The 2,934-nt window shown below is 51.1% G+C and carries 5 protein-coding genes; 4 read left to right on the top strand and 1 reads right to left on the bottom strand.

Annotated features, from left to right (window positions below):
* Window positions 1–560 precede the first annotated feature (560 nt).
* Complete coding sequence (locus HW443_RS14070) at window positions 561–845, bottom strand: IS66 family transposase (protein ID WP_176236149.1); 285 nt, start codon at window positions 843–845, stop codon at window positions 561–563.
* A 508-nt stretch (window positions 846–1,353) separates the two neighbouring features.
* Here HW443_RS14070 and HW443_RS10345 point away from each other — a divergent pair.
* From HW443_RS10345 to HW443_RS10330, 4 genes are all read left to right on the top strand, one after another.
* On the top strand, window positions 1,354–1,737 hold the full coding sequence (locus HW443_RS10345) for a zinc ribbon domain-containing protein (RefSeq protein ID WP_176236148.1): 384 nt from the start codon (window positions 1,354–1,356) through the stop codon (window positions 1,735–1,737).
* A gap of 22 nt (window positions 1,738–1,759) precedes the next feature.
* Window positions 1,760–2,020 (top strand): zinc ribbon domain-containing protein, encoded by a 261-nt coding sequence (locus HW443_RS14065; RefSeq protein WP_176230105.1) that lies wholly within the window; start codon window positions 1,760–1,762, stop codon window positions 2,018–2,020.
* Between the two features lie 177 nt (window positions 2,021–2,197).
* Window positions 2,198–2,536 (top strand): ArsR/SmtB family transcription factor, encoded by a 339-nt coding sequence (locus HW443_RS10335; RefSeq protein ID WP_258190508.1) that lies wholly within the window; start codon window positions 2,198–2,200, stop codon window positions 2,534–2,536.
* Window positions 2,537–2,695: 159 nt separating this feature from the next.
* The gene (locus tag HW443_RS10330) at window positions 2,696–2,920 is read left to right on the top strand and encodes an iron-sulfur cluster assembly protein (protein ID WP_176236146.1); all 225 of its coding nucleotides are present in this window, start codon (window positions 2,696–2,698) and stop codon (window positions 2,918–2,920) included.
* Window positions 2,921–2,934: the final 14 nt, after the last annotated feature.

Genomic DNA, 2,934 nt, shown 5'->3' with positions numbered 1-2,934 from the left:
CGTGGTAAAGCTTCACCTTCTCGTCCAGATCCATGGCCGTGGAGAGGGCCAGGATCAACTGGGTGAAGGTGGATTGGGGGTCTGTAGTTAGATGGCTTGTTTCATTCATGCTCTGCATCCTGTCACCCGACCTTCCTCTGGCCAGGACTTGATATGGTCAAAGGGTTTGCGTTACTCATGTCTTGCGCCGGACTTATAACCCTTGGTTAGCCCTTGATAAAAGTGAACTATGGGCTCTTCCAGTTGGCTTTCTCCCTCTTTTACGGAAAGTAGAATCCTTCTTTTGGGAATACTTCCTAAAGCGACTCCTGCTCAAAGTCTTCGTACCACTCCCTCATATTACCATCCTCTGCAAACATCCTGTACTCCTCCACCCCACGATGTCTACGAGAGGTTTATCTACTCGCTTCCTGCTGCACATCCCGAGATTCAGTCCTCAACGCTCCACCTTTACACCACCAGTCCAACGACCTGCTTCCTCCGGGGAAGCATCTGGTTTCGAAACGGGCTGGAGCTCCGCGTCTTTGAGTATATTGATTTCTTGTAATAGTTCACCCCCCTCAGCTTAGAGAGGGGGCAGAATTACCACAGCGGTAAGAACTGATAGCCTCTACAAGAAACTCAAAGGGATTTCGTCCTTGCAAGAGGCAGGTGCGAGTCACTGTTAAAAGACGAGCGGTCAATAATCTTCCATTGTCACTGCGGTTACCAAAACAGATCTTACGCCATTGCACCGCAGGACGAATACCCCTTTCGGCAATGTTGTTGGTCGGGGAGACGCCCTCTTTGAAGATGAAGGTAAAGAGGTGATCGTATCTCTTTAGTAGATTACGATTAAAGCAAATATATGATTCTAGATATGAGAGATAATCGGTCGGTTACCGAAGGGCGGCGCCCTTCGCCATTAACCAAAATACTATTTCTTTTGCATCGCCTCATGCCATCTGTTGTGTTCCAATCTTTCCATATGCTCCACCCACCTCTTATAGCGCACCTTATCCTTGGCTATCCAGAGCGCCTCGGCTTTTTGAGATATGCTCGGCAAAGTCCGCTGAATGATGTGCGCCAATCTTCACCAAATCCCCATAGGCTCTTCACAAGTTCTTCATACTCGCCTGCTACAATATGGTCAAGAGCTGACAAAGACCAGCGCAAATTCTAATAAAAAGGGGGGATTCAGTATGAGTAAACGACTCAAGATTCTGGCAAGTGTGAGCATGGCCGTAATTCTCTTCTAGGGGGGATTGACAAGGAAATGATTTTAGGGCAATCTAGTTATGTAGAATTTTAGAAACCTCTTAACTACTTGGAAGCCTTGAGATGGTGGAAGGAGTGTAATGAAAGGAGGATACGATGAACAAAGTTAATTGGGTTCAAGTGGCCATATTCGGTATCGTGGCCTTGCTGGTCTTGCTGATTGTCGTCAGCTTTTTGCCCTTCGGCTGGAGGGGCGGTTGGGGGCCCGGCGGCATGATGGGACCTGGCATGATGGGTGGCTGGGGCGGCTGGGGATTCAGTCCCTTCGGATGGATCGGTATGATCTTCATGTGGTTGTTCCCCCTGGGATTTCTGGTCCTGCTGATCCCGGGCGGCGTATGGCTATTCCGGCAGGTAACTCAGCAGGGGCCTGCGGCGGGGCCGCCCCCGGCCATATCGGGCAAAGCCTGCCCAAGCTGCAGCAAGCCCGTCCAGACCGACTGGCAGCTCTGCCCCTATTGTGGACAAGAACTGACTTGAGGAGGTAATAAGCGTGTGTGTGATGTGCGGTTGCGCAGGACATGACCATCAAGGCCATCAGGAAGGGCACTATTCGAGGGAGGTGCCCTGGGCGGATGCGGGGACGAAGCCGTGCCCTCAGTGCAGCTACCCTATTCAGGACGACTTCATCCTTTGCCCGCACTGCGGCACGCAGCTCAAGATCTCGTGCCCCGAGTGCCATAAAGCGGTGGATGTGACCTGGAGTCGCTGCCCCTATTGCGGCGCTACGCTGAAGGTGGCCGCGAGCCACCACGATCATTGATGACGTCGCTCCTCAATAACGGATAGAAAGGAAGACGATCCAGGGATTCTTGGCGGTAGACCCGTAACTGCCCTGTATGAGTTGGAAGATACTTCGGGGGTTGACAGGGGAATGGATTTAAGGTAATCTAGTTTTGTAGAATTTTATAAATTTCTTAATTACCTTAAGGGCCCTGAAGTGGTAGAAGAAGAGATTTATTCCTATCATGCTGAAATGTGTAAGGTATTCTCTCATCCTAAGAGGCTGGAGCTCATCAATGTCCTCCGCGACCGGGAAGTGAGTGCTGGCGAACTCTGCCAGATTTTGAAGATGTCTCCGTCTAACCTGTCCCAACATCTGGCCATGATGAGGGACCGTAGGATTCTAGTTTCCCGGAAGGAAGGAAACGTGGTCTATTACCGGGTGAGTAATCACAGGCTGCTAGAGGCTTTTGACATCCTGCGGGAGATTCTCTTCGAACAGATCAGGCACGACGCAACCCTGATACCGGAAGAAGCAGCTCAAGAGGAGGTCTAGCATGGCGGTCATCAACAGGGTCAACCTGGCTGCCCTGGAGCAAGTAATAAAGAAGGCCGAGGCCGACCCGTCCAAGGCCAAAAGGGTGTAGAAGGTGGAAGGAGAGTAGCTCCTGGAGGAGGCTTTGGCCCAGGCTGGATGATACCTGGGCATAGAACTATGGAGAAAAGAGAAATTCTGGAGATATTGAAGCGAGTATACGATCCGGACTACGTTGATCAGTCTATTGTTGATATGGGGCTGGTCAGCGAGGAGGACATTACCATAAAGGATCAGGAAATCCAAATCGCTTATGGTCTCACAGCGCCCATGTGCCCCTTCAGCGCCGCCATTGGGCTCATGATAAGGAATCGCCCATGCACCGCGGCGCACCACGTCGCATGAAAATTGGGTTATTT

The sequence above is a fragment of the Candidatus Hakubella thermalkaliphila genome, assembly GCF_013281975.1.
Classification (GTDB): Bacteria; Actinomycetota; Humimicrobiia; order Hakubellales; family Hakubellaceae; genus Hakubella; species Hakubella thermalkaliphila.
The sequence above is the reverse complement of the archived record's forward strand: the minus strand, read 5'-3'. Positions and strand labels throughout refer to the sequence as shown.